The organism is Rhizobium sp. RHZ01 (assembly GCF_014851595.1).
Taxonomy (GTDB): Bacteria; Pseudomonadota; Alphaproteobacteria; order Rhizobiales; family Rhizobiaceae; genus Rhizobium; species Rhizobium altiplani.
This window is the reverse complement of record NZ_JACUZZ010000011.1, coordinates 1-24,217: the sequence shown is the minus strand read 5'-3', so window position 1 is coordinate 24,217 and position 24,217 is coordinate 1. Positions and strand designations below refer to the sequence as shown.

The following is a 24,217-nucleotide window of genomic DNA, read 5'->3' as shown; positions in this document are numbered from 1 at the left end:
CAGCCTATTCGTCGTCGTTTGGCACCAGAACGTCGAAGACTTCAAGGAGAGCCTCTGCAATGGCGGCTCCGAGCGCGTTTCCGGTCGCAGCGATTGCCGGTTCATCCATATCGCGTGCTGCAATCGCCAAGTTCCCACCTTGCTCGGCGACGATTGCCCGTGCCCGCTCGATTGCCCATTGCGCGAAGTCATTCCGGCTTTCGATCGTAACTGTTTCGGTTTCCATGAGCTTTCTTTAGAGATCCTTCAGATTTATCTGGGAAAGTGCTGCTGCGCGTTGAGTTGTGCGTACGCGCTCGTTAGTCGAAGTATCGGTGAGACGCCCGCCTTGCAAGGCCAATGAGCCAATCCGGGCCGCTCCCGCTTCGCATTACTCGCACCAAGACCGATTTGTAAATTGCAATGGTGATAAGTGTGGCAATGGCAGCCAGGGCCTACAAGTCCGGTGACGTCTGACCCCTTGGCATGTTGCGACGAGGCTTGGTGCAGGACAGGAACAGGTAAGCATCAGGATCGCCATCAGAGCCAAGACAGTTGGTCTCTTGGCAGCCGCCCGCTGGGGTCGAAAACCTCTACCCGATGGGGCAAGTTCGGTCCCCAGTCCCAGAGCACCAGATTGCGGTCTGACGGATCCGCGCCGGGCGCAAAACTCGGAACAACAACGCCGGCAATACCCCTGGCCGTAAGCCGGTCGTAGATTGACCAAGAGGACGGCCGGTTGCCGTTCGCAAGCGCGGTCGCCCAGGCGCAGCTCATATCCTCCTGCGTCACCGAGAATTCCCTCCTGCCCTCATCGGCGGAGAGATCGGCTATATCCTCGCAGTCGATTTCATAAGAGCACAATACACAGGGGTCGATACGGTGAGCGAAACCCTGGTTGGCCTCTTTTATGGCCGTTAAGATGCTCAATCCGAGATAGAGCGCCGGTACGCCCCGGGGATTGAAGCGAGCGCCACGGATCGCCGCACCGTCACCGGACGTCGGTTTGAAAGACCAGCGTGGATCATGGGCTCGGTAGCAGGTTGAGGTAAACCTCACGCAAAGCCACCAACCGCCATGTGATCGAGATAGTCCCTGACCGCCCCGGCCTTGCCGTCCTTGACGAGCGCTTCTGCTGTTCTTCCGCCAAACGCCGGAAGCGGCTGAGCACGGTACCATGCCATGGCTTGTTCTTTGCCACCTGCCCAGTCGCTGACCCGGCTGATGATTTCAAGCATTTCTCGTAGACGCCCCTGGGCTTTTGCTGCTCCGCTTCGCTCTGCTCTGTAGAGCGTCTCGCGTGATAATCCGGCTGTTTCGGCAAGCTGGCCTTTGGACATCCCAAACCCGTCCGCAACCTGCGCAATGCCAATCTTGCCGGACCTGTCCATGTAGGACAGAATTAAGGGTTCATTTTGAGCGGGTTGCTTGAGAGCCTGTCCCATCGTCTTATTGCCATATTGGATGTCACATTTTCTGTACAAAATATATGACATACCTCGGCTCCATTCAAGGAGGCAAAATACACAACGTCGCGGCTACGGGCACGAATTGGATACCGCATGGGCAGAGCCTCCATTGAAGAGATCACCGTGATTGGAACCGACATCGGTCGATATTCTGCGACCGCTGCAATCAGGCGGGGCCTATATAAACAAAGCCAGACATGACATCGCCGACCCTGACCCGGCTGCTGCTAGCGTGGCTGCAACCGCCAGGTCCGGATTTCAAAGGGCATGATATCTGCCGGTCCAACACGTTCAATCGGCTCTTCAAGGATGTTCAACGCTCCTGAAGCCTGCCATCCCGACGGCAATGTCAGTGACAGGCGCCCGCGGCGGCCTGCGGGTTCGTAAATCCGCAGGATCAGACCCTTTCCCTCCTCGGTTGGCTTCAATCCCGAGAGGGCGACCGGTATGCCCTCCACGCCAAGAGGCGATAGTGTGCCCGCCGAGAGACCGCTTGCCTCGATGGTAACGAGTGGCTGATTGAGATCGATCGCCTCTTGCAAAACGCCTCCTTCATGCCATGCGCCCTCATGTGGCATCAGTGCATAGGTGAAGCTTTGTTCGCCTTCGTCGGCAAGTGGATCGGGATAGATCGGTGAGCGCACCAGGCTCATGCCGATGACATTGCCGCGCGCGCTGTGTCCGTATTTGGCGTTGTTGAGCAAAGCGACGCCAAAGCCCGGTTCGCTCAGATCGACAAAACGATGCGCGGCAGCCTCGAACATCGCCTGTTCCCAAGACGTGTTCGTATGCGTTTGCCTCTCGACGACGCCGTAAGCGCATTCGAAGTTGGCGGTGCGCGAGCGCACAGCGACCGGGTTCAGCGTTCTCAAAAGCGTACGCCGGTCATGCCAGTCGATCGTCATCTCGACGTCAAGCCGGCGCGCAGTGGCCGTCAGCACATAGAGCTGAGTGACCGTTGAGTTTCGGTACCGGTAGGCGACACGGATCGCGGCACGGTGCGGTCCCTGTTCGACAAGCGTAATGCTCTCAGGCTTGTCGAGGCGGACAGCCTTTTCGGCATAGTCGGCGTCAACGTCCCAGGCATCCCAATTGCGGGGCTTGTCGGCCGGATAGACCCATAGCTGATTTGCCGTGCCATCTATCGCTTCCCTTCCCGATGCCTTGTGGACGAGGCTTGAAACGGCTCCATCCTTGCCGATGACGACCGACAGATACTCGTTTTCGAGGCTGTGCGCGGTGGATTTCAACATGCCGGCGGGCCTGAGCGTCTTGCGATCAAAAACTGCGACGGAAAGAGGCGCGACTTGATCGGCGCATGACAGGACCGTTCCGTCGGCGAGCTTTGCAGCAAGTGGCCGCGGCGCAAGTGACGGGTTAACCGCAATCAACGCGTCCGACACTCCACCTGCCGGAAGATTGGCCGACAGCGACTTGAGAGCCTTTGCCTGCTCCAGCCTGGCATTGTGTATAACCCCGTCGAGCTCTTGTTCGGCATCGATATAGACTTCGCGTATGCTCGAGCCTGGCAGGATGTCATGAAACTCGTTCTTCAGGACGACGCGCCAGTCCGGCTCGAGGCTTTGAGGTCTGTCGGCGCCCAAAAGATGAGCGAGTGAGGCGAGTGTCTCTGCTGTTATCAGCGCCCGTTCTGCTTGGCGGTGCTTGCGCTTGACGCCGCTTTGCGATGTCAGCGTGGCGCGGTGGAGCTCGAGGTAGATTTCCCCATCCCAGACCGGAAGGTCCTTTTCTGCCGCAACCCGGTGCGCCATTTCGTAATAGCCCTTCACCGTGCCCCAGCGCGCCGTGGGGATTGCAGGGAAGTCACGCAGTTGCACTTCGCGTTCGACCATCTCCGGGGTAACACCGCCACCGCCATCGCCGTAGCCGACCGCCAGCAGTGACGTGTCGTGCTGCGTCTTGCCGCGGAAATTCTTCCACGTCGGCACGAAGCAGTCCGGCTGCACGAAACCATTATAGCCCTGCATGGGGTTGTCGAAGGTATGGGTCAGTACCTTGCTTCCATCCAGCCCCTTCCACCAGAAAAGATCAGACGGAATATGATTGGTCTCGCTCCAGTTCACCTTGATCGTGAAGAAGCTGTCGATACCTCCAAGCCGCAAGATCTGTGGCAATGCCCCTGAAAAGCCGAAGCAATCTGGCAGCCAGCAGACAGTGTGGCGCAAGCCGAATTGCTTCTCGAAATAGCGCTGCCCATAAAGCACCTGCCGTACAAGGCTTTCGCCGGTTGGCATGTTGGTGTCGGGTTCGACCCACATGCCGCCAACAGTTTCCCACTTGCCCACGGCGACCTTCTTCTTGATGCGCTCGAGAAGCTCGGGATCATCTTCCTCCATCTGCGCGTAATAGTGAGCAGTCGATTGATTGAACCGGAAGTCGTCCGACCGCTCCATCAGCGAAAGCGCGGTATTGAAAGTGCGGCGCATCTTCCGACGCGTCTCGCCGTAGGGCCAAAGCCAGGCGAGGTCTATATGAGCATGGCCGGTCAGTAGCAATTCGCCGTTCGGCGGAAAACGTGTCTGAAGCTCCTTCAGTCGGGTAATCAGCGCATCGAAAGCCGTAGCTGCCAAAGCGCTCTGCGCCTCACTCAAACCGGCCGGATTTACCTGAAGCTCCGGCAGCTCCCAGATCTTCTGCTGCATGACCGCATCGGATGTGCGCGAAATATAGGATGATGTGTCCGAAGGCCAGTCGAGGCTGCCAAGCGCCCGTTCGGCCGCATCAATCATGTGCGGCACCACCTCGTGGGTTTCGAGTGCGTCTGCGGCCTCGCCGATTTGCCGCAATAGAAGGTGAAGCTTGTGGACCGGTTCATCCAGCCAGATCAGCCGCGCCTTATTGAGCCGCGGTGCCCGGTTCGGCTCTCCAAAGGGAAAGCGCGCGACGCTCTCCGTGGTAATCGAAAACTCCCTGCCTTTGATCGGGAACTCCTGATGATAGGGATCGAGCCCGAATGTCTCGGTCTGGCCGCCAGAATAATGCAACGTGATCAAGCTCTCACCACCGAGATCGAGCTGCAGGCGGGTCTCGTCGATTGGCCAGTCGCGCGGCGCGCTCACCGATGTCGCGAAATGAACTGTCCCCTTGCGGTGCGGCCAATCCTGATGATGGGCAATCGGCTCGCCCTCAAAGGTCCAGCCGTCGATCAGGACGCTTTGCCTGTCGCGCCAGTGGGCGAGCTCGGCTGTACGGACCTTCAGACGATCAAGGCGTTGGGCAATCGTGAGAGACATGGCGGGTCCTATCGGAAAAGAAGCAACTGTGGGCGGGGAGAACACGTGGTCGCGCGATTGGGCCGCTGGCATCCGCGTCCCGTCTCCTCCAACCGAGGCGCGTTGCAGCGCTTAGATTAAGTAACTTTGTTTTCGCGTCAAGCGCACAAGAAATAAGTTGCGAGAGTTTTCCTTGTGATACACAAGCATTCAGGTGCTTGGGGAAGACAGTTATGCGGTATCTTCGTTCTGGGCCGCGACGACGCCAACCAGATGAATCGGCCGTTTCGCGGGGAAAAACAATTGGTTTGCGGTCGGGAGAAATCGCAGACAGAAATATCCGCGTCATCCTTGAGGCAATCCGCCGGCACGGTCCATTGACCCGCATGGAGCTCGGCCAGCACTCCGGGCTCACAGGCCCGGGTATCACCAATATTCTGCGCCGCCTCGCCGACGAGGGTCTGGTGACATCGCATCGGCGAAGCGGCCCCGGTAGTGGTGCAACCGCCACCGAATTTGCGTTACGCCCGGATGGCGCATTTTCAATCGGCGTCAGGGTCCGCCAAAGCAGAGGCGAAGCCGTCCTTATCGATCTCAGCGGCCAGGTCCGTGACCGCCAATATTTTCCGCTCGTACCGACAGCAAGAGTTCCGTCGATCCTTTCAGCCACGCAGACCATGATGGGTCGGCATGCCGGCCTGCCGATCATTGGCATGGGGATAGGGTCAAATGATTGGACTTCGCAAGAAAGCGCTGAGCTCGACGCGGCATCGATCGTTGTTCGCAGCCATGTGGAAAATGAGTGCACGGCAAGCCTCCTTGCCGAGCGCACCATTGGCGCGCCTGCCCCCGAAGGTGGACTGGCGATGATCATCATCGACGAAGATGTGCAGGCCGGGTTCCTCGTTCGCGGCGTTCCTTATTCAGGCATGCATGGACGCGCAGGCAGCATCGGCGAGATGCTGACCGGCCCCGACAATGTCCAGCTGAACACAGTGGTCGGCTTCGGCGCCCTGCGCGCACTCGTCAGTGATGACGAGTTCAAGTGCCTTATCGCGGGCGAGGAGGCGTCTTCCCCTCAGTTGACCCAGTGGATCCGCGACGCCGCAAGCCACCTGCTCGACCCGATCATTGCGATTGCAGGCTTCATCGCGCCGAGCACCATCATGATCGGCGGCGACCTTCCGCGAGGCGCCATCGAGGCGCTGATTCACCAGCTCTCCGTCGAACGCCGTGACACATCCAAAAGGCCCTTCCTGACGCCATGGATTTCGCCGATGAAACCCGCAAGCTTCAGTGGCGGCGGCGTTGCGTTGGGGGCGGCACTGCTTCCCTTTCTCAACACCTTGCTGCCGCCGGTTTCCGTCTGACACCGACGTGCCGTCTCAGGCCAATGCCTCGTCTGCGTGGCTGATATCCGAGGCAAGCGCCTTATCGAGCACCTTTTGGATATTTGCCGCGCGGCGGAAGGAGGGTTCCTGTGTCTTGCCTGCCCGGACGGCCTGCACGAACCGCTGGTAGTTGGTCTCCACCGGCTCGAAGGGAATGTCACGCCATGTCGCGGTGTGAACGTCTTCTTTGAGGCAAGCGCGCAGCGTTGACTTTCCGGTGTCATAGATCATCTCGATCGACCCCGTCTCGCCATAGACCCTGAGACGCAGTTGATCCATCTGGCCGGCGGCAGTTCGTGTCGCCTGGATGGTGCCGATCGCCCCTGTCGTGAAGTCGACATTCATCGTGAAGCTGTCATTCGCATCGAGATCATATTCGCCGATCTTGTCGCCCGGCGCCTTGTTGAAGGTTTTCAGCCGCGCGAAGACATGGGCGACATCCAGTCCCGAGCCGTAGGAGGCAAAATCGACGATATGGATGCCGATATCGCCGAGTGCGCCGTTCGACCCATGCTTCTTGCTGAGACGCCAAAGCCACTTGCTCTCGGTTTTCCAGTCGCCCCAATGACGCCCGACAAGCCAGCTCTGCAGGTGGGATGCCTCGACATGCCGGATCTCGCCGATCTCACCGGCCAGCACCATCTGGCGGCCCTTCTGCAGGGCGGGCGAATTGCGATAGGTGAAGTTGACCATGCCGACCTTGCCCGCTTTCTCGATGGCATCGGTCATTTCCATCGCCTTGATGGCATCGGTCGCCAGCGGTTTCTCGCAAAAGACATGTTTGCCCGCTGCAATCGCCTGAAGCGTAGTCGGGTGATGGATACGGTCGGGCGTGACGTTGGCAACGGCATCAAACTCGCCCCAGGCAAGGGCTTCCTCCAGCGAGCTGAAATGGTTGGGGATGCTGTGCTCCGAACAAAAGACCGCCAGCCGTTCTGGCACGACGTCCACCCCGCCCACGACGCTAACGCCGTCGATCGCCTTGAAATTTGCAGCATGCTGGTTTGCCATCCCACCGGTGCCGAGAATGAGTAAGCGCATCTTTTCCTCCATGGAAGTCACATTTGGCCAAGCCTAGGCAAAGCCTCACCACGCCATTGCGGGTGCCCGAAATGGCTCAATTCTTGTGTGATCGGGAAGTGCGGTTGCGAGCCGCTAACTTGTGTTGAATGTCGCCGGCATCTCAATCCTCCCAAGCTGCGGCTTGACATCAAATCAAAGTAACTTAATCTAATTAATGCAGCATGGAAATGAGGAGAGGTCAACCGACCACCAGGCTGTATCCGTTTAAATGGGGAGGAGACCCATCATGAAGAGAGCGTTCATCAGCGCACTAGCGCTGAGCACAATGTTATTTTCAGTGCCTGCCGCATTTGCCCAGGAGCTCGCGACAAAGGATCGGATCGGCGCTGCCGACGCACCGAAAACGCTCGTCGTACGGCTCACGAACGATAGTCCCAACAATGCCGATCCGGCTATTGCCGAGGGGTATCAGAAACTCTTCGTCGACTTCATCAAGAAGCATCCCGACTGGAAGCTGCAGATGCAGTTCATGTCGGCTGACATCGGCACCGAACAGGCCAAGATGCTCGAGCAGGCCAAGGCCGGAAATGCTCCGGATTGCGCTGCGGTCGACTCCTTCGTGCTCTCCCAGTTCATGGTCAACCATGTCCTCGCCGACTTCACGCCCTATTTCTCGAAGGACGAGATCAACGATCTTTTCCCCTTCATCCGCAACGGCATTACCGACAAGGACCAGACGATCCGTGCATGGTGGTGGGATACGGACCTTCGCGTGCTCTACCGCAACAAATCGATCGTGGCCGATGCGCCCCAGACCTGGGATGACCTGAAGAAGGCCGGGCTTTCTTCCGTGGAGAAGGGCATGGAAGGCATCCTCTTCAACGCGGGCCGCTACGAGGGGTCCACCTTCGATTGGCTGGCGAACTACTGGGCGCTCGGCGGCAAGCTCGTCGACGATTCCGGTAAGCCGATCTTCGGTGAGGGTGAAAACAAGGAGAAATTCCTGAAGGCCCTGACCTATTACAAGGATCTCGTTGATTCCGGTGCAGCGCCGAAGCGTGTGACAACCATCGGCAACTATGACGACCTCAACGCCGCGGCGGCGGCCGGAACCACTGCTCTTTTCATCGGTGGCAACTGGCAATATGCCCAGTTGAAGGTCACGCTCGACGAAGACGAGTTCAAGAACTGGACCTTCTCGCCGATCCCCGGCCCAACCGCCGATCAGCGATCCACAGGAACGGGCGGATGGACAATCGCCTCGTTCAGCAAGGACAAGGACAAGGTGGAGATGTGCGCCAACCTTGCTCGTGAAGTCTACATGGGACCAGCCAACGCGCTGCAGCAGCAATTGCCGACGCGCAAGGCGCTCTTCGACAAGTATGATGTCTTCGCCACCGAGGCCAACAAGACCTTTGCCGGGGCTCTCGTCGATGGTCAGGCCCGTCCAGGCGCTCCGATCTATCCGGAAATCTCCAACCAGATCCAGATCATGATGGGCGATGTGCTGTCTGGAACCAAGAAGCCGGAAGAGGCTCTGGATGCCGCGTTCAACGCGACGATGGAGGCTTACAAGCGTCTCTAGCGAATGAGATCGCGGCGGCGCCCATGACGGGCGTCGCCGTTCGTGTCAAACCCGGACAGAGAAGCCCAATGAGCCCAATTGCCATCGAGGCTGCCAGCGCGCCTCACAGCAGACCGTTCATGCGCCGTTTTGCCGGGGCACCCTTGCCCTGGATCATGCCCGTGATCGTCGTCATCGGCATCTTCTATCTCTACCCGGTGATCGACGTTTTCCGCCTGTCGTTCACCAATGCAACGCTGATCGGCGACAATCCCGTCTATACGCTGAGCACGATATCAAACACGCTGAGTTCGCCGCAGCTGCCCGACATCCTGTGGGCAACCGTAATTTTTGTCGGTGGCAGCGTCATCGGTCAGCAGATACTGGGTCTTGCCGTGGCCGTCGTCGTCGTTCGCGGCGAGAAGCGTGGACTGTTCGGCACGACCATCCTGCGCACGACAGCGCTCGTTGCCTGGGTCGTTCCGGGGATTGCCGGCGGCATCATCTGGCAGATGCTGTTTTCCGAGGCTCCATACGGGGCGCTAAACAGCATCTTGCGGCTCATGCACCTTCCCGTCGTCGCCTGGCTTTCTGATCCGGCAATCGCCCCGTGGTCGGCGCTGATTGCCAACATCTGGCGCGGCACTGCCTTCTCGATGGTGGTCATGTACGCCGCGCTCAAATCGATCGACCCCTCGCTCTACGAAGCGGCCGATGTCGACGGCGCAACGGGCTCGCAGCAGTTCTTCTTCATCACCATCCCCCAGCTGCGCGCAGCCATGCTCGTCAATATGATCCTGATCACGATCATGACGCTCAATACCTTCGATGCGATCATCACGCTGACGGGCGGTGGCCCCGGGCGCGCGACCGAGGTTATCTCGCTTTACGTGTTCAATATCGTCTTCCGCAATTACGATCTTTCCGGCGGAAGTGTGCTCTCAGTTCTGATGCTGATCATCAGCCTCGGACTTGCCTTCGTTTACGCATCGTTCCTGCCCAAGGAGGAACAGCAATGAGCAGGCGTACCGGCACGCGCTCCGGCGATTTCCTGAGCTACCTCTTCATGCTGGCGATGTTCATCTTCTTCGCCGGTCCCCTCAGCTATCTCCTATCGATGGCCTTGCGTGACAAACGCGAAATCTATCGCGGCGTGGCACGCTATATCCCGCACAACCCCACCATCGACAATTTCGCAACAGTGCTCAATAACAGCTACTTCCCGCTTTATCTCTGGAACGGGCTGAAGCTTGCCGCGCTGAGCGGCCTCGGCGTCCTGATCGTCGCCTTGCCGGCCGCTTACGCCTTCTCGCGTTTCCAGTTCCGCGGCAAGGGGCTGTCGATGATGGGTCTTTTGCTCTTCCAGATGATCTCGCCGCTGGTCATCATGGTGCCGCTCTATCGCTACATGAACCGTCTCGGTCTGCTCGACACACATTTTGCGGTGACGATGGTCTACATTGCTCTTGGCGTGCCACTCGCGACGTGGCTGTTGAAAAGCACGGTCGACGGGATCCCCCGCAGTCTTGACGAAGCGGCCATGATCGACGGATGCAACCGCTTTTCGGTTTTCTGGCGGATCGTCCTGCCGCTGTCAGCGCCTGGTATCGCTTCCGTCTTCATCATCACCGTGATTGCAGGCTGGTCGCAGTTTCTCGTGCCCTTTCTTCTGCTCACACAAAACAATCTGATGCCGATCGGCGTTGGAATCTTTAACTTCCGTGGCATGCAAACCGACTCGTCCATCCAGCTGCTTGCGGCCGCCTGCCTGATCTCCGTCGTGCCCGCGATCGTGGCGTTCCTGTCGCTCCAGCGGCTAATCCTCGGTGCCATGACCAGCGGCGCGGTAAAGGGGTAAGGACGGTTTGCGTTTCCGTGGCTGATCAAGGATCCCGATTCATGAACCAGATAACCGGCACCAGATTGTCCCCCGACCTGACGGGGGCCAATGTTGAGGATGCGGGCGAGCACAACAGAGCCGTTGTGCTGCGCTGTATCCATCGGCAGGCACCGATTTCACGAGCCGAGATCGCCAGGCAGACCGGTTTTACCAAGCCGGCGATCGCCCGGATCGTTGATCGCCTGCTCGACGAGGGACTGATCATTGAGGCTCGCCGCCGGCATGGGCTGAGAGGCCAGCCGGCAATCGAGCTCGAGATCAATCCCGACGCCTTCTTCGCGATCGGCATCAACATCGACCGCGATCACCTGACGATCCTCGCTGTTGATGCCGTCGGCAACGTGCGCGCACGCGTCCATCACGAGAAACGTTATGTGCGCCCTGCCGAATTCATGCAGCTGACGGCCGATGCGATATCGCATTTCCAGCGAAGCCGGCTGATCGACGACGCACATCTGGCCGGAATTGGCCTTGCGATGCCGGACTGGCTCGGCGAAATCTCGTTCCTTGGCATGCCTGACGACTACTCCGATTGGATGGAGTTCGACGTACGCGCGGCACTCGAAAATCTGACACAGCATCCGGTCTTCATCGAAAATGAGACGAATGCCGCAGCCCTTGCCGAGCTTGACTACGGCCTTGGAGCGGAAAGCCGCAGTTTCTTTTATATCGCCATCAATGCCTGCCTGGGCGGAGGCCTCGTGCTCGATGGCAGCGGCCATCGCGGCGCCATGGCTCTGAGCGGCGAAATCGGTTGGCTGCCGATTGCCAATGACCGGGACAAGTCCGCACAGAAGGTCGATCTGCTTGGCGAAAAGGTGACGCTCTTCTTCCTCTACAAATTCCTGGCAGAGCACGGCATCCGTGCGAGCGTACCCCAGGACCTCTTATCGCTTGACGGGCACGGCAGAGCGCTTGTTTCGAAGTGGCTCAAGGAAATGAGTGCGCATCTTGCCGTTGCGGTCAAGCATATCGGCATGATCGTCGACCCTGACGCCATCATTATAGGGGGCAGACTCCCGATCCGCATGATCGACGAGTTGCTACGCTATGTTCACGAACATCTGACGGCAGGAGACATCACTTTGCCTTCGCTGCATCGCGCCTCGCTCGGCGAGGACGCCTCAGCGCTTGGTGCGGCAGCGATGCCAATGGGGGCGGCCCTGATGCTGGCATCGGCCGACGCCGTTCAACGCACCCGTTCGCCCCTCAAATTCATGGATCGCCTGAACAACTGAAGCAGCCGGCAATGCCACTGGGAGGATTTTGATGAGGATTGGGTTTTATACGTCGACATTCAACGATCGGCCGCTTGAGGAAGTAGTGGAGTTCGCTGCCTCTGCCGGTTTCGACGCAATCGAAATTGATGTCGGCGGCCATATCAAGACGCCGGAGAGGGTGCGGGCCGCCGTAACACTCGCTCGCGACCACAATCTCTTCGTCTCCTCTATCACCTACTTCGGCAATCAACTCGACAGCGATCGCGGCAAGCGTAGCGAACTTCGCGCCAGGACGGAGGAATTTGCTGAGGCGATCGGCGAAGCGGGCGTGCCGATCTTTGTGATCTTTCCCGGGCGCGACGACAATGCTGACGACGAAGCCAACTATGATGGTTTTGCCGAGTTCGCCAATCGGCTGATCAGCAAGACGGCAGCAAGCGGTCTCATCTTCGCAATCGAGAACTGGCCGGGCCCCAAGGACAACTTCATTGGAACCACGCCGAAGGGCTGGGAAGAGCTCTTCAAGCGGATACCCGACCGGCGCTTTGGTCTCGAATTTGATCCTTCGCACCTTATCCGCATTGGCATTGACCCCTATGCCGCGATGGACGCAGTCAGGGATCGCATCGCCATCCTCCACGCCAAGGATACCGCAATCGATGCGGCCACGCAGCAGGCCGTCGGCTATCACGGCAAGGGTTGGTGGCAGTACAAGCTGCCAGGCAAGGGCCTCCTCGACTGGCCGCGGTTCCTGCGCCAGGCCCGCACCAACGGCTTTAACGGCACCCTTTCGATCGAGCACGAGGATGCCGCCTACGGATGGCCGGGCAAGGATTTCGAAGCACGAAAAGAGGGCGAACGCCTTGGCCTCGCCTATCTCAGAAACGTTTTGAACAAGCTTTGAGAGCGACCCCGGGAGGACGCAAATGGCCCATGTCAGAGTGAATAACGCGCGCAAGGATTATGGCGCCTTCAAAGCCATCAAGGGCGTTTCCGTCGATATCCGCGATGGTGAGTTCGTCGTGCTCGTCGGGCCCTCGGGCTGCGGCAAATCCACCCTACTCAGAATGATCGCCGGTCTGGAAGACATCAGCTCGGGCGAGATCCAGATCGGCAAGCATATTGTCAATGAGCTGGCGCCAAAAGATCGCGACATTGCCATGGTGTTCCAGAATTACGCCCTCTATCCGCATATGACGGTCGCCAGGAACATGGGCTTCTCATTGCGGCTGAAGCGCATGCCGAAGACGGAAATCGATCAGCGTGTCGGCAACGCTGCCAAGATCCTGGGCCTTGAGGCCCTTCTCGAGCGCTATCCGAAGCAATTGTCCGGCGGCCAGCGGCAGCGAGTTGCGATGGGCCGCGCGATCGTTCGGGATCCTGCCGTTTTCCTTTTCGACGAACCTCTATCGAACCTTGATGCCAAGCTCCGTGTCCAGATGCGATCCGAGATCAAAGAGCTGCATCAGCGGCTGCAGACCACGACTATTTATGTCACGCACGATCAGATCGAGGCGATGACGATGGCGGACAAGATCGTCGTGATGAAGGACGGGTTGATTGAACAGTCGGGTTCGCCGCTTGAGCTCTACGACCGCCCGAACAACCTCTTCGTCGCCGGTTTCATCGGTTCTCCCGCAATGAACTTCATCAAGGGAAGCATGACGAATGAGGGCTTCCGGACAGAGGACGGGCTCGTCCTGCCAAGCGAGCGACGCCCGTCCGGCGCCGTTACCTACGGCATTCGCCCGGAGCACATCAGGCTCGACCCCAATGGCATCGAAGTGAAAACCGTTGTCGTTGAACCGACGGGGTCGGAGACGTTGGTGATAGCCCGCCTTGGTACCCAGACGATCAGTTGTGTCTTTCGTGAAAGGATCAGGGCAGCCCCCGACGAGGTACTGCGGATTGCTCCGGTCCACGATGCAGTCCACCTGTTTGACGAGGGTGAACGGCGCATCACCGCAGGCGAGCCGATGTTGACCACGTGCGCGTGAAAGAGGTTGCCGCGGCGAAGGTTTGTGCGAGATTGCCTAATGGCAATTTCGTCGCCATGCGTAGGGCAACCGGCTCGGTTGCGGCGCTTCGTGTGAGAGTCTTGGTACGTGTGTACCAAGACCGTAGTGGTTTTTCGCACCAGTTCACGGGACCGTTGGGATAGTTGCACGTCCGACCGAGGTCTAGAATTGCCCCGGCTTCCGGGGGGCGGTGTTGTGACCGAGACAGTTGCGCAAGAATTGATCTTCACCTTGCGCGTTGCGCAAGAGATTGCGTCGCGGGAAAGCCCCGACTATGACCTCGTTCTGCTTTTCATCCAGAAAGCCCTTGAGGTGGCAACGGAAGTGGCGTCGCGTCACGGCATCATGGTCGATTTCGATGACGTCTCGGAACGCGAGCATTGAGCGCGCGGTCGCGGCCATTCGTCTTTAGCTCAGACCGAAAGTCGTTGACTTGGAAGGGGCGGTGGTCAATGTCCTGGGTGGGATCACGGTTAATTCCGGCGTTGCCGTCCTCCTCCAAATCTGCCTTTTCTTCGACAATTTGAGGTCGGGGATCTTATTTTATTGCAAGCTAATTTGCGCTTCGATAGCCTCTCTCCACGTGGGGAGGACTTAAATGCAAAACATCGATTCGACTGCCGCCGAGCCAATCGTGACAACGAGGGTATGGAGTATCGCGGATTTTTGCTTGCAGCACCGTTTGGACGGCAAGGAAGAAGCAAGGCTCACGGCTTTGTTTGGCCAATTCGCGACGACCAGTGAGCTGGTTCACAACGTGACGCGCAGATCGCGGTCAAGGTGACAAATTCGGCCGACAACCTGCGCTCAGCTTAAATCTCATTCGGCCTAAATGGCCACGAAGCGACCCCAGGAGTGGTCCACGCCGCCGCGCGGCATACGGACCGCCGTGCGCCGTCCAAAAATCCCTCGAGGTCGCCACGGAAGAGGCGTCGCTTCACGGTGTCATGGTCGATTTTCGGCGTCTCGGAACGAAACGCATTGAGAGCGCGCGGTCGAAGCAAATTCGCCATGAGCTCCAACCGCACACCCGTTGCTCCGGAGGGGCTGGGGTCCTGGCTCCAAAAGCAACGTGCTGGAAGTTAAGGGCTCATGGTTAATTTAGTATTTACGCATTTACTAATGTGCGAAAAAAAGCCCTGCTGTCGCGGTTGCAGGGCAGTCGCGCGTATGGCCAAGAGACTACCGCAATCGACGGGCTATGCCAGTCGGACTAAAGTCCCAACGAGGTGAGAACCCTTGCATCGTCGGGTGGTCAATTTTGGCCGCTGCTGGTTCGACAATCAGCGTGGGCCTCAGGACCACCGCCGAGTCGCCCGCTGGTGTACGCTTCCAGGGGAAACGCGATTATCATACGCCTACGGCGGGACAGTGGCCAGCAAGTACATCCGCATTCTGCCGACCTCATCCGTACCTTCGCGTGGCCACCTCGCAATTTACTGATGGCACGTGCTCGAGTATCCTAAAAGGCGATCAGAAATGCTGGTGGATATATTGTAGCCACAGCATTGGAAAACGGACTCGCCGTCGCAACCCGTGACACGAGCCCATTTAAGGCAGCTGGGTTGAAGGTGATCAATACGTGGTCCGCATAGATATCATGTAAATCACGGTATCAGCGGTTCGGCTCCTCCATCAACGCGAGGGAATTTGCGCGATAGCTTCCAATACTTCGACAGCATCGAATTTGAGAAGGTCGGATAGCTCCAAGAATTCAACAAGGTCTACTCTGCGCTGGCCACTCTCCAATCGTGCGACAAACGACTGATATTCACCGAGCTTAGTGGCGAGGTCTACTTGTGTCAGGCCAGCTGCCTCGCGTTTTGCGATCAGCAACTCGATCAAGGCCTTATGTCTTTTACTGCCTAGGGTCTTTGCCACGGGACGCCCACCTATGAAGAGATGGGGTCTTCCGTTATATCTGATTTTCAGTTATCTTAAATTCAGATATTTCGTGCGAGGCTGTGAAACCTATGGAATTACGCCAACTCACCTATTTCAAAGCAGTGGCCGAGGAACTGCACTTCGGCCGGGCGGCAGCCAGGATGTGCATTGCCCAGCCGGCGCTCAGCAATCATGTGATGTCGCTGGAAAGGGAGCTTGGCTGTCCGCTGTTCATCCGCTCGACCAGAAGAGTGGAACTGACCAGGGCAGGCGAGACCTTCTATGATCGCTGTGTGCGGATCCTGAGCGACATCGACCTGACCACCGAACTGACCCGGGCAGCCGGCGGCAGTCGCATCCGCCAGATCAGGATCGGCAGCATCTACCCGGCCACCATGGGCATGCTGCCAACCTTCCTTGCCAAGATCGCCCGCAAGTATCCCGATGTCCGCATCCATATCGCGTCGGGCAATACCGGCGAGATCATCCGCGGCCTGGAGACCGGCCAGCTCAATTTAGGCTTCATCCGGCCGGTGGAAAACATCGGCTCCTTGCGCTTCGTCTCGCTTGCGCATGAGCGCTACTACCTGGCGGTCGGCCATGCCAATCCGCTGGCAGCCAGGGACGAGATCAGCATCGACGATCTGCGCACTCAGAAGATCATCGCCTTCAACCGGCAGAACCTGTCGTTCACCGAGCGCTACTTCAATGAGAAGTTCGCGGAATACGACCTCACCGCCAACATTGCCTTCAGCTGCGATGACACCTATGCGCTGGTGTCGCTGGTCTCTGCCGGGCTTGGTATCGGCTTTGCCCCGGAATGGACGCTTGATCTTCCCAATCGCGGCTTCGAACTGAAGAAGGTAAGCGGGATCGACTTCCGGATCGGGCTTGGAATCGCCTGGAACAAAGAGGATCCAACCGCTGGGCGCGACGATATCATCGACATTGCACGGTCGCTTGCACGGCGCGGCTGACAACATAGATCAACGGATCTAGGCGGGGTCGGTTGCCCGCCGCTCTTTTGTTGCGCTCGCCGAGACGCGATAATGTGGGGGATTGCCATCTGAACCTGTTGATTCGCGCCGCAGGCATGAGTTTCATCTGCAGCCACGGATACTCCTAACCTCTGTCGCCTCCCTTGGGGGCGTATGTCGTTATTCCATGTAAAACGCCCGGATTTGTGGGGAATCCGCTCATTCAGGCGACTGACAAAAGAGATTCGCGAGCTTTGTCGATCTACCATCGATAACCGGTCATTATCGATGGCTATAAGCCCAGCCCGGAATCGTCAGCAGCAGCGGGAACAATCAGCAATATCACTTCTGGTCAATGGCGTGTTTACCATGATTTCAATGCATTACGACCTCGACAGATTGCTGATACAGAGGGTATCGGGGGCAGATTTGTAGGCAGTGCTGGAGTATTGGGCAGGCGAGGTCGGCGCGATGATTGCTGCCAGTAAGGCGCAGACATGGCCAAGGCATCGTCATAGGAAGGGCGTCAGGATTTCGCAGCGATAAGGTTTGCAAGCGGCGGAATGACCTTACCGCTAATGCCGAGCCGGTGGCCGAGGTAGTGATAGAAAGAAAGCCTAAGCTTCTGACAGGTCTTCATCAAACCAAGCATGGTGTCACGGGCAACGCGGCCGTCGCGGCTGACAGTGCCGCCGGAGATCTTTCGCTTGGTAACGAAGCTGCGCAAGTCGTTTTCTGATGCGTTGGTGTGCAACGGGATCGTCGGCCAATCGAGCACTCGCAGCAGTTCATGTTTGCGCCGGTGAAGGCGCGCCAGCAATGCGTCAAGCTCTGCATAGCCGGTGTGTAGGCTAAAAATCCTGTCGAACCTTTGGCGGAATCCGTTGGCAGCCTGTGGCGACGGTTTTTGCTTCCAGGCTTTCAGCGCCTTGTAGAAACGCCAGATTAGGTCGCGAACCAGAGCGACCGATTTCGCGTGCTTCGGCTTTACAGGCATCAGCTTTTGCAGAAGGCGTTCGGCGTGAACCCAGCACAAAGCATGATTGCCAACACGAACCTGGCCGGCATCGTCGGAGATGATTACCGTGTCGCCCACAAGGCCGTGATGGTGGATGGAACCCCAGGTAGCCGCTTCCCCCAGAATGCGGACCGCAGCCTTGTCGAAGATGTCGACGCCTTGTCCTGCCAGATATTCGAGAAAGGGCACCTGGTTGCAAAAGCGCATTGGCTCAGGTGCTCGCAATCTGGCAGTCATGTCCACAGAGGAAGGGTGGCCTTGTAAATAATCAAATGCGGCGTCGTTGAGGACATAGTCGTGATAACTGCCGCGCAGCAGCGATAAGAAATTCAGCCGCGATTTCGATGCGGTTGTGCGAAACGCCGTAAAGTGTTCGCCGCCGATCTGGGTGGTGTAGAAGTTATCATGAGCGTGACGAGCGCCGGTGTCGTCGACTGTGACATAAGGTGCAGACACCATGCCGGTATGTAGCACCGACATATCCTCAGCGACAAAACCATCCAGTCCCTTGGCTAGAAGGCGCACGACCTGGCGCTTCGATATGTCTACTTTGGCGGCTTCGTCACAACATTTGCGACAAATCCAGAGGGTTGCTTCCCATGATCAGCACGAAGTCGTTCAAGCGATTTGCAATGCGCCCCGAAAATTCGATCTCAGTGTTTCAAGGGGAACTTGATTTGGATTTCAACTAAAAATACCATCGAGTGGTTCAGCGATATGACGCTAACTGCAGCCTAGCGAAGAGCGACTCATGACCAACTCGCCCGCCTTTTTTGTGAGTTACGCCCGAGAGGATGTTAAGCACGAGCAATTCCGCGAAAACTTCAGAACTTTCATCACCGATCTCGGGGCGAGGGTCGCCGGCCTGCTGGCTATCCCTATCGAAGACGCATACTTCGTCGACGAAAACATTGAGACGGGGGAACTCTGGCCCGAGCAACTCAAGAACGCCTTGATGAAATGTAAGGCATCGATAGTTCTCTATAGCCCCAGTTACTTCACCCGCGAATGGTGCGGCAAGGAATTCCAGGTCCTGCTCGACCGCTGCAAGAAGGATGCAGGCGTCACCGGCATCATCCCGGTCCGCTGGCTGAAAACCATTCCGGAGCTACCCGAGAGCGCGGCCAAGGTGCAATACCAGGATGGTAGGCTGCCGCCGGAATATAGTTCCCGCGGCATGCGACAGTTGGCGGCGCTCCAGGGGGCGTATCCCGCCCTTTACGAAGATGTTCTCGATGTGTTCGCGGACCGGATTGTGGACGCCGTTCAAAATGAGTTCCTGACACCCTTGGACAGCCTCGATTTTAACAAGGTGAAGTCGGCCTGGTCACCGGCCCGCAACGCGGCTCCCCAGCCCTCCCATATGCAGGGCAACATCTCGAAAACATGCTTCGTGTACCTCGCCAGGGAAGGCTGGGACTGGAAGCCCTATGATCCGGACAAATCTGGTATTGGGGCACTGTCCCAGAAGATTTCAGGCGATCTCGGTCTTCGATACGAAGAAATCCTCTGTGACTCTGCTCTATCGCAGAAATTGAAGGAGACCTACGAGAACGACGTTCCAACGGTGCTTTTTCTCGACCCAAGAAGTCTTGGCGAGGAGGCGGTGTCGGAATCGATGGAGCAGTATGACGAGAAATACTATCTGAACTGTGCTGCAATCGTTCCGTGGGAGGCGGAGGTCAAGGACAAGATCGAAGACGACACGCGTTGGATTACTCTCCAGACCATGTGTCCACAAAAGGTTGGGGACCCGCCGCCCTATCATGAGTGGCGCACGATCTTTTCGCAGAGCACGCTGGAAGAGCGCACGGCCAAACTGATTGAGGAAATACGTTCACGCCTGATGAAGAAACTGATGTCCGGCCCATCCGCTTCGCCAGGCACGCCCCGGGCGTCAGTGTTGCGATGGGCCGCAGATGACTATATGGCCGAAACCGCTGCGGCCATGGGCATTTCCACGGGTTCGTTGCCAAGTCTGGGAAGTCCCGACCGATGATTTCCGCGACAAAGCCCATGCCCCAAGGGAAGATCGTCACCTTCTACTCTTACAAGGGGGGCACGGGGCGGTCGATGGCGCTGGCCAACGTCGCATGGATTCTCGCCAATGCCGGCAAGCGCGTTCTGACGATAGACTGGGACCTGGAGGCACCCGGCCTGCATCGCTATTTCGAACCCTTTCTGGACGACAAGAATCTCGAACATTCCACCGGTGTGATTGATTTCGTGCGCGACTTTGCAACCGCCGCTGTTTCGAAAAATGACGGATCGGACTCCCGGTGGTTCGAGGAGTTTGGCGACATCCTGGCACACGCCATCCCTCTTAATTGGGAGTTTCCGAACGGGGGCATCTTGCACCTCGTGCCAGCAGGCAAGCAGGACAGCGCCTATGGCGTCCGGGTAAATTCCTTCGACTGGCATGACTTCTACGAGCAGCTTGGCGGTGGCGTGCTGTTCGAGGCGGTGAAGGTCAATCTGCGCAAAGCCTATGACTTCATCCTGATCGATAGCCGGACGGGTGTTAGCGATACGTCGGGTATATGCACGCTGCAGATGCCGGACGAGCTCGTCGTGTGCTTCACGCTCAACCGCCAGAGCGTGTTCGGCGCTTCTGCCGCCGCGCGGCACGCTTTCACGGCCCGGCACGCGCCCTCCGGTGAGCCGACGATCAAAATCTGGCCTCTGGCCACCCGGGTCGAGGCATCGGAAAAGGACCGGCTCGAAATCGCGACCAACATTGCACGTGCCCGCTTTTCAGGCCTCATGGTTCATCTCGATCCTTGGCAGGAGGAGACTTACTGGGGCGAAGTTCCCGTGAGCTACGAGCCCTATTATGCCTATACCGAAGTGCTGTCCCCGTTTCGCGACCAATATCACCAGACGACATCGATGCTCGCCCGCATGCTGAAGCTTTCGGAGTATCTCAACGGCGAGCCACTTAACGACGATTACCTGATTGATGAAAGTCGGATGTCGGAGGGACTGGTTGCATTCACCTCGCACGGAGCAAACGATTTCTACGAGGAGCTCCGTTGGCTTGGTCTGGAATATGACGATATCAGAAAACGCATGCCGGCCAGCAACGCGCGTACGAACCTAATGACGTCGATCGTGAACCGCGCCCAGACCCTTGCCGGGCAGCGCGATGCGGGGACGGTAGGGGAAAGGTTGTTCAGTGAGGCGAACGATGGCGCACGTATCGTCGGTCTCGCCCTGGCGCGAAAGGATCCCCAACGGCATCATGCTGACATGGCGTTGTCCGCCATCGGGAGCGGCAAGTCGGCGTTCGAGCAATTCCAGGGGCTGGTGCTGCTGCAGCGCCTGATCTCAACAATGCATCCAGCAACCGCCGCGCGTTTCGAGGATGCCATCACGGCGCAACTGGGACGCACCATCCTTGACGATGATCCTTCGCGCGCCCGGCTGGCAAAGCAGCTGCTGCCGATGCTGGCTGGGATCAGTGAGACGAGCAGCGTTGAGGCCCCGATATCGCCGGCGTTCGTTGGGGCGCCGAAACGGCTGTCGCTGATCAGGGTTACGCCGGCTTCGAGCGTTATTCGCTACATGGATCCGGACGAACGTCACAGCCCATGGATCGTGACGCGCGGAAACCATGCCGTCAGGCTGCCAAAGACGATCCGTATCGCGCCTTACCCTGTCACGAACCTGGAATATTTCGAGTTCGTGAAAAGCGGCGGATATCACAACACCGCATTCTGGACGGTCGGCGGGTCCTATCGTGCTCAGTTCTTAACGAGCGACAAGAAGTCGATGGGGCCGGGAAATTGGGCGAATTCCGACGCAATTCCGGCAGGGCAGGAACATCACCCCGTCTCGTCCATCTCCTTCCTCGAGGCCAAAGCCTTCATAAACTGGTACAATTCGGAAGCCAATGGCGACGAGGAATGGATTCTGCCGACCGAAGACCAGTGGGAGTTTGCCGCACGGTCGGAGGAGGGGCGTATTTATCCCTGGGGGGACGTCTTCGATCTATCGCGCTGCAATTCGGCCGAGGCCGGTGTGAACGGGACTTGCCCGGTGACGGATCACAAGGATGGCGCCAGCAAATTTGGCTGCTTTCACATGGCCGGCAATGTCTGGGAGTTCGTGGTTGCCGAAGGAACGCGCGAGAGTGACTGTGTCCTGCGCGGTGGCTCGTTCAAGAACGACCGGTTTGAGGTCCGGAGCTATCTCCGTCTTCATGGCGTGCCCGTCACGCATCGCCCAATGGATTTCGGCTTTCGCCTGGCGTTGTCGGAGGCTCAACCCGCCGCGGGATGGGAAACAGATCGAATTCCCGCTGCTGAAAGAAGGGCCTAATCGCTCCTTGGCGGCGAAGGGTTCTGCGCCCAGTCTGCTATGACCGCGACGACAGCTGCGGCGAGCGTTTCCGATCCATCATCGTCGGCCAGGGTAGCCAATCGGTCCCGCAAGCTGGGTGGTAGCATGTTGCGCAATCCGCCGAGTTTTGCGACGGCATCATGATAGGACGGCATCTGTGTCCCACGCTCCACGCTATGCCCGGCCGGCAGCAGACCAAGCGCGATCGCCGCGTCCCGAGTCGCACCGCCGAAGGCCCCAAGCAGCACGCAGGGCTTCTTCGCCTCTAGGTTCAGGGTAACTTCCTCGATGATGCCCGGGGCAGCGCCCTGATAATGGTCATTTGGGTTGTTCAGCAGCCCCATCTTGCCGCCCATCGCAATCCGCGCTTCCGTCATGACGGTGACCGCCTTGCGGGCGATGGTGAAGGCCACTGCGTCATCAACGCGCGGCAGCGACGACTGCCATGCAACGAAGGCAGCCTCGTCCTTGATCAGCAGAGATGGGACTTCTCCGGCGCTACCGACCAGAAGCCCGTCGGCAGCACGGCGAAACGCGACCACGTCATCCCCTATGACGAGCAATGTCTTCGCGGTGTTGCGGGCTTCCTTCAGCGAAAGGTCCCATTCGTCGAATTTTGATCGCATGAGGGCTGGCTGCGGGACGACATGGGTGAAGGGAGTCACTCCCTGTGCGGCGTAAGCGCCTGCGAGATGGCGAAATATCTTGAACGTGTAGCCGGTTGGCCGGAGGTCACCGGAATAGAAGATCCGGCCGCCGGACCTAACTACGGCCATGCAGATCGAATAGACTATGCGCTCGATCTCGCGCTCGGGGAAGCCAAGTCTGAGCCTGTCCGGCGCATCGCTTATCGATATCGCGACGGATTTGCCCGTCAAAACCGTCATATGACGTCTCCCAAGCTCAATATCGACGAGCCCGGCGCCACGCGCGCGAGGGCCTTCTCCAATATGTCGCGCTCGATCTTGCCGAGGGGAGGGGACGGATAGACGATGGTACGGGGATGTTCGCGAAGCTCGACGATATCAAGCAATTCCGGCGGGCGGGGCAGCACGGTCACATCTTTCAGCGTGGTTGCCGCAAGGATCTGTCCGGCGTGAGCGACGAAGAGATCGCATCTAAGCCCCTCGAATAGAGTTTCGACCAGCAAAGGCTCGATCCAGATAGAACTTTCCTGTTCGGGCGAAATGCGGATACGGGGCAGGTTCGCGCCATAGGGATATGTCCGGCTGACACGGACCTTCCCGACATCCGCCAGCACGATCGGGCGCTGATGCCGCTTGGCCGTCGTCAGTTCATAGACGCACCATGTCGCGCCTCGTAGATGTCCGACACAATCGCCAACAAGGTGCCCTTGCTGATCTCCTCCTCGAAACGCTCCTCGAAATCGTCGCTCGGCGAGAGTTCCATCGCATCGTAAAAGGTCTGCACAGGAACGTCGTTGCTGCTGTCGTTCACGTAGTCTATAATGGCGAGTGCTGTGGTGTCTCCATCTGCCTTGGCATGACTGACGAAAAGCGGCTCTGCCTGCGTGTCCTTGCCGAGCGGACCGCGCAGGTGCCTTCTGAGTTTCAGCAGAAGATGGAGCAGGAGACGGCTGTCCCTCGCGCTGTCCGACACAAGCCGATGCCACTTGTCGCGCCTGGCATATTGCGTGTTTCGGGCCAAGTCACTGGCGAATGGCGTCTCCCCAGTAGGACTTCCGAAGGCCATGTAGACATCGGCGCCGGCCCGCGTGTCGATCGCGGACCGAATGCCGCGCACATAATCCTCCCATGCGGCGCGCTCGGTGTTCATATAGTCGTCGAACAAGAGCACCACGGCATTGTGCTGCGCCTTATCGAGCTCGACGGCACGCGGGTGGAGCGAGCCCAGTTTCCAAGGTGCGCTTCTGAAACGAACGGGGACGCGGAAGGCGACGCCTTCACGCTCCATTCCGATACCGTCGAAATGCCGTGAAATGACTTCCGCAGTATGGGTCGCCGCGGCCGACTGGATGTCCCAGATGACATGAATGCGAAGGAGATCGAGCATGGTGCTTCCGCCTCTCGATTGATCTAAGAACATAAGGCGCTAGGTGTGTGGTCCCGGAATGAGATGGTGCGGATTGATTTTGAAGATTGACGGGTCCCTTGTCCAGGCGTTGCAGATTGCTTGATAGGGCGTTCGCCATCGGAGCGCCTTGAGGTGTTTGGCGAGG

At 58.3% G+C, this 24,217-nt stretch carries 22 protein-coding genes and 2 pseudogenes; 13 read left to right on the top strand and 11 right to left on the bottom strand.

All coding sequences use genetic code 11. The features are described 5' to 3' along the window. Positions 1-4: 4 nt before the first annotated feature. From IB248_RS13380 to IB248_RS13365, 4 genes are all read right to left on the bottom strand, one after another. Positions 5-226: a hypothetical protein gene (locus IB248_RS13380; protein WP_018857951.1), complete on the bottom strand. Its 222-nt coding sequence runs from the start codon at positions 224-226 to the stop codon at positions 5-7. 293 nt (positions 227-519) lie between these two features. Then, on the bottom strand, positions 520-1,038 hold the full coding sequence (locus IB248_RS13375) for an RES family NAD+ phosphorylase (protein ID WP_192241069.1): 519 nt from the start codon (positions 1,036-1,038) through the stop codon (positions 520-522). Then, positions 1,035-1,424 carry an antitoxin Xre/MbcA/ParS toxin-binding domain-containing protein gene (locus tag IB248_RS13370; RefSeq protein WP_192241113.1) on the bottom strand — a complete coding sequence of 130 codons (390 nt, stop codon included), beginning with the start codon at positions 1,422-1,424 and terminating at the stop codon, positions 1,035-1,037. The genes IB248_RS13375 and IB248_RS13370 overlap by 4 nt, the downstream gene beginning before the upstream one ends. A 251-nt stretch (positions 1,425-1,675) precedes the next feature. Further along, a complete protein-coding gene (locus IB248_RS13365) occupies positions 1,676-4,702 on the bottom strand; it encodes a glycoside hydrolase family 38 C-terminal domain-containing protein (RefSeq protein WP_192241068.1) in 3,027 nt (1,008 codons plus the stop codon). Positions 4,703-4,914: 212 nt separating this feature from the next. On the opposite strand from IB248_RS13365, the gene IB248_RS13360 reads away from it, so the two are divergent. Further along, the gene (locus IB248_RS13360) at positions 4,915-6,051 is read left to right on the top strand and encodes an ROK family transcriptional regulator (protein ID WP_192241067.1); all 1,137 of its coding nucleotides are present in this window, start codon (positions 4,915-4,917) and stop codon (positions 6,049-6,051) included. A 15-nt stretch (positions 6,052-6,066) separates the two neighbouring features. Here the strand turns inward: IB248_RS13360 and IB248_RS13355 are convergent, their stop codons facing one another. After that, entirely contained in the window at positions 6,067-7,113 is a 1,047-nt protein-coding gene (locus IB248_RS13355; protein WP_192241066.1) for a Gfo/Idh/MocA family oxidoreductase, read from the bottom strand. A gap of 268 nt (positions 7,114-7,381) precedes the next feature. Between IB248_RS13355 and IB248_RS13350 the strand changes: the two genes are divergently transcribed. From IB248_RS13350 to IB248_RS31700, 9 genes and pseudogenes are all read left to right on the top strand, one after another. Next, on the top strand, positions 7,382-8,680 hold the full coding sequence (locus IB248_RS13350) for an extracellular solute-binding protein (RefSeq protein ID WP_192241065.1): 1,299 nt from the start codon (positions 7,382-7,384) through the stop codon (positions 8,678-8,680). A 68-nt stretch (positions 8,681-8,748) separates the two neighbouring features. Next, positions 8,749-9,678, top strand: coding sequence for a sugar ABC transporter permease (locus IB248_RS13345; RefSeq protein WP_062369754.1), 930 nt, complete (start codon positions 8,749-8,751; stop codon positions 9,676-9,678). Then, a complete protein-coding gene (locus IB248_RS13340) occupies positions 9,675-10,517 on the top strand; it encodes a carbohydrate ABC transporter permease (protein WP_018116375.1) in 843 nt (280 codons plus the stop codon). The genes IB248_RS13345 and IB248_RS13340 overlap by 4 nt, the downstream gene beginning before the upstream one ends. A gap of 41 nt (positions 10,518-10,558) precedes the next feature. Further along, positions 10,559-11,797 carry an ROK family transcriptional regulator gene (locus IB248_RS13335; protein ID WP_192241064.1) on the top strand — a complete coding sequence of 413 codons (1,239 nt, stop codon included), beginning with the start codon at positions 10,559-10,561 and terminating at the stop codon, positions 11,795-11,797. A gap of 31 nt (positions 11,798-11,828) precedes the next feature. Further along, the gene (locus IB248_RS13330; protein ID WP_192241063.1) at positions 11,829-12,683 is read left to right on the top strand and encodes a sugar phosphate isomerase/epimerase; all 855 of its coding nucleotides are present in this window, start codon (positions 11,829-11,831) and stop codon (positions 12,681-12,683) included. 22 nt (positions 12,684-12,705) lie between these two features. Continuing rightward, a complete protein-coding gene (ugpC, locus tag IB248_RS13325; RefSeq protein WP_113583040.1) occupies positions 12,706-13,776 on the top strand; it encodes a sn-glycerol-3-phosphate ABC transporter ATP-binding protein UgpC in 1,071 nt (356 codons plus the stop codon). Positions 13,777-13,992: 216 nt separating this feature from the next. Continuing rightward, a complete protein-coding gene (locus IB248_RS13320) occupies positions 13,993-14,181 on the top strand; it encodes a hypothetical protein (protein ID WP_192241062.1) in 189 nt (62 codons plus the stop codon). Between the two features lie 214 nt (positions 14,182-14,395). Beyond that, a complete protein-coding gene (locus IB248_RS31705; protein WP_113583057.1) occupies positions 14,396-14,581 on the top strand; it encodes a hypothetical protein in 186 nt (61 codons plus the stop codon). A 649-nt stretch (positions 14,582-15,230) separates the two neighbouring features. After that, a pseudogene (locus IB248_RS31700) lies at positions 15,231-15,392 on the top strand (VapC toxin family PIN domain ribonuclease); the annotation flags it as partial. A 40-nt stretch (positions 15,393-15,432) separates the two neighbouring features. Here the strand turns inward: IB248_RS31700 and IB248_RS13315 are convergent. Further along, complete coding sequence (locus IB248_RS13315; RefSeq protein ID WP_192241061.1) at positions 15,433-15,678, bottom strand: helix-turn-helix transcriptional regulator; 246 nt, start codon at positions 15,676-15,678, stop codon at positions 15,433-15,435. 92 nt (positions 15,679-15,770) lie between these two features. On the opposite strand from IB248_RS13315, the gene IB248_RS13310 reads away from it, so the two are divergent. Next, entirely contained in the window at positions 15,771-16,658 is an 888-nt protein-coding gene (locus tag IB248_RS13310; RefSeq protein ID WP_192241060.1) for a LysR family transcriptional regulator, read from the top strand. A gap of 526 nt (positions 16,659-17,184) precedes the next feature. Here IB248_RS13310 and IB248_RS13305 read toward each other — a convergent pair. Further along, on the bottom strand, positions 17,185-18,201 hold the full coding sequence (locus IB248_RS13305) for a transposase (protein WP_348648599.1): 1,017 nt from the start codon (positions 18,199-18,201) through the stop codon (positions 17,185-17,187). A 226-nt stretch (positions 18,202-18,427) separates the two neighbouring features. On the opposite strand from IB248_RS13305, the gene IB248_RS13300 reads away from it, so the two are divergent. Together IB248_RS13300 and IB248_RS13295 are read left to right on the top strand one after the other, a co-directional pair. Further along, a complete protein-coding gene (locus IB248_RS13300) occupies positions 18,428-19,675 on the top strand; it encodes a toll/interleukin-1 receptor domain-containing protein (protein ID WP_192241059.1) in 1,248 nt (415 codons plus the stop codon). After that, positions 19,672-21,996: an SUMF1/EgtB/PvdO family nonheme iron enzyme gene (locus tag IB248_RS13295; protein ID WP_192241058.1), complete on the top strand. Its 2,325-nt coding sequence runs from the start codon at positions 19,672-19,674 to the stop codon at positions 21,994-21,996. Before IB248_RS13300 ends, IB248_RS13295 begins: the two co-directional genes overlap by 4 nt. On the opposite strand, the gene IB248_RS13290 is transcribed toward IB248_RS13295, so the two are convergent. From IB248_RS13290 to IB248_RS13275, 4 genes and pseudogenes are all read right to left on the bottom strand, one after another. Then, positions 21,993-22,904, bottom strand: a complete 912-nt coding sequence (locus IB248_RS13290; RefSeq protein WP_192241057.1) for a hypothetical protein — start codon at positions 22,902-22,904, stop codon at positions 21,993-21,995. The two genes, IB248_RS13295 and IB248_RS13290, sit on opposite strands and share 4 nt — an antisense overlap. Beyond that, positions 22,901-23,278 (bottom strand): hypothetical protein, encoded by a 378-nt coding sequence (locus IB248_RS13285; protein ID WP_192241056.1) that lies wholly within the window; start codon positions 23,276-23,278, stop codon positions 22,901-22,903. Before IB248_RS13285 ends, IB248_RS13290 begins: the two co-directional genes overlap by 4 nt. Before the next feature lie 29 nt (positions 23,279-23,307). Continuing rightward, positions 23,308-24,051: a hypothetical protein gene (locus IB248_RS13280; protein WP_192241055.1), complete on the bottom strand. Its 744-nt coding sequence runs from the start codon at positions 24,049-24,051 to the stop codon at positions 23,308-23,310. Between the two features lie 39 nt (positions 24,052-24,090). Next, positions 24,091-24,217 (bottom strand): annotated as a pseudogene (locus tag IB248_RS13275) (IS481 family transposase); the annotation flags it as partial.

What these genes read in the sequence shown, in the direction of transcription:
- IB248_RS13380 (WP_018857951.1), bottom strand. Translation starts at nt 226, where the DNA reads ATGGAAACCGAAACAGTTACGATCGAAAGCCGGAATGACTTCGCGCAA.
- IB248_RS13355 (WP_192241066.1), bottom strand. Translation starts at nt 7,113, where the DNA reads ATGCGCTTACTCATTCTCGGCACCGGTGGGATGGCAAACCAGCATGCT.
- IB248_RS13280 (WP_192241055.1), bottom strand. Translation starts at nt 24,051, where the DNA reads ATGCTCGATCTCCTTCGCATTCATGTCATCTGGGACATCCAGTCGGCC.
- IB248_RS13345 (WP_062369754.1), top strand. Translation starts at nt 8,749, where the DNA reads ATGAGCCCAATTGCCATCGAGGCTGCCAGCGCGCCTCACAGCAGACCG.
- IB248_RS13295 (WP_192241058.1), top strand. Translation starts at nt 19,672, where the DNA reads ATGATTTCCGCGACAAAGCCCATGCCCCAAGGGAAGATCGTCACCTTC.
- IB248_RS13330 (WP_192241063.1), top strand. Translation starts at nt 11,829, where the DNA reads ATGAGGATTGGGTTTTATACGTCGACATTCAACGATCGGCCGCTTGAG.
- IB248_RS13350 (WP_192241065.1), top strand. Translation starts at nt 7,382, where the DNA reads ATGAAGAGAGCGTTCATCAGCGCACTAGCGCTGAGCACAATGTTATTT.
- IB248_RS13360 (WP_192241067.1), top strand. Translation starts at nt 4,915, where the DNA reads ATGCGGTATCTTCGTTCTGGGCCGCGACGACGCCAACCAGATGAATCG.
- IB248_RS13290 (WP_192241057.1), bottom strand. Translation starts at nt 22,904, where the DNA reads ATGACGGTTTTGACGGGCAAATCCGTCGCGATATCGATAAGCGATGCG.
- IB248_RS13365 (WP_192241068.1), bottom strand. Translation starts at nt 4,702, where the DNA reads ATGTCTCTCACGATTGCCCAACGCCTTGATCGTCTGAAGGTCCGTACA.
- IB248_RS13340 (WP_018116375.1), top strand. Translation starts at nt 9,675, where the DNA reads ATGAGCAGGCGTACCGGCACGCGCTCCGGCGATTTCCTGAGCTACCTC.
- IB248_RS13300 (WP_192241059.1), top strand. Translation starts at nt 18,428, where the DNA reads ATGACCAACTCGCCCGCCTTTTTTGTGAGTTACGCCCGAGAGGATGTT.
- IB248_RS13310 (WP_192241060.1), top strand. Translation starts at nt 15,771, where the DNA reads ATGGAATTACGCCAACTCACCTATTTCAAAGCAGTGGCCGAGGAACTG.
- IB248_RS13335 (WP_192241064.1), top strand. Translation starts at nt 10,559, where the DNA reads ATGAACCAGATAACCGGCACCAGATTGTCCCCCGACCTGACGGGGGCC.
- IB248_RS13370 (WP_192241113.1), bottom strand. Translation starts at nt 1,424, where the DNA reads ATGGGACAGGCTCTCAAGCAACCCGCTCAAAATGAACCCTTAATTCTG.
- IB248_RS31705 (WP_113583057.1), top strand. Translation starts at nt 14,396, where the DNA reads ATGCAAAACATCGATTCGACTGCCGCCGAGCCAATCGTGACAACGAGG.
- ugpC (WP_113583040.1), top strand. Translation starts at nt 12,706, where the DNA reads ATGGCCCATGTCAGAGTGAATAACGCGCGCAAGGATTATGGCGCCTTC.